Genomic DNA, 1,146 nt, shown 5'->3' on the forward strand with positions numbered 1-1,146 from the left:
TCATTGCATGGCGGTTGATCCGTTATAGCATGGCCGCGATGCAAAAGCATCTAGAGGCTGGTCAAAAAGAGTTGCCACTGGTGTTTCCCATCCTGTTTTATTGTGGTGAACAAAGTCCTCACCCCTATAGCACGAATTGGTTGGACTGTTTTCATGACAGAAAAGTAGCAGAAGGTATCTATACACAACCGTTCCGATTAGCAGATGTTAGAACTTTAGATGATGGTCAAATTACGCAACATAAGCGAATGGCTTTGTTGACCCTCATCCAAAAATACATTCGAAGACGAGATATGACCGAGTTACTGGATAGCATTGTTAAACTATTGTCGTATAATTATTATACTGATAATCAAGTCATCGCGATGTTTAATTATCTCATTCAGGAAGGTAATGCTCGAAAACCAATAGAATTTATCACTAAGATAGTTAAACAATCAGAAAAACACGAAGGAGCACTTATGACTATTGCTCAAGCATTAAGACAAGAAGGCAAAACTGAAGGAATCCAAGAAGGAATTCAAAAAGGTATACAACAACGTAAAGCAGAAGGCGGTCAAGAAGGTAAACTTGAAGGGATTCAAAGGGATTCAGGAAGGGGTGCAAAAGGGCGAAAAAAAGGCTTCGATGAAGATAGCGCGCCAAATGCTGGAAAGTGGTATAGACAGGCAATCTGTGATGAAATTTACGGGATTGAATGATGATGAAATGAGCAACCTGTTTAAAGATTAAAACGATGACGGAACGCATGAAATTAACCCTCAATCGCTCAATAAAGGCTTCACAAGAAACACAAACCTTCAAGTAACCCCGTTTACGGTAAAAAGGTCTGGGTAAACGCTACGCCCAAAAAACAGGGAAAAAAGTCTCATCCTCACAAAGTAGCAAAACAGCAGCCCCAAAAGGTGGTTGAAAAACCTAAACAGGAAGTGAAGGTTAAAATACCAAAACCACCCACACCGCCTAAAAAGCGATTGCCGTTAGAGGAAGGGATTTCAAAAATCAGCACGTTTTTGCCTAATCTACTTCCTGAAAATCAACTGAAACCCATGAAAATTAGGATCCAGCAGGATATGTGGCAGGAGGTGAAGGGAAAGTCATTACCGATAGCCAGAAAGCGTTTAAGAGCGTGTTTAGGGAGTATTG

The 1,146-nt window shown here is 40.7% G+C and carries 1 protein-coding gene and 1 pseudogene; both read left to right on the top strand.

What is annotated here, in order from left to right; genetic code table 11:
* Positions 1 to 701, top strand: a 701-nt coding sequence (locus ARSQ2_RS11495; RefSeq protein ID WP_238334500.1) for an Rpn family recombination-promoting nuclease/putative transposase, incomplete at its 5' end; no start/stop codon positions are given.
* A 204-nt stretch (positions 702 to 905) separates the two neighbouring features.
* A pseudogene (locus ARSQ2_RS11500) lies at positions 906 to 1,146 on the top strand (ProQ/FINO family protein); the annotation flags it as partial.

This window comes from Arsenophonus endosymbiont of Bemisia tabaci Q2 (genome assembly GCF_902713415.1).
GTDB lineage: Bacteria > Pseudomonadota > Gammaproteobacteria > Enterobacterales > Enterobacteriaceae > Arsenophonus.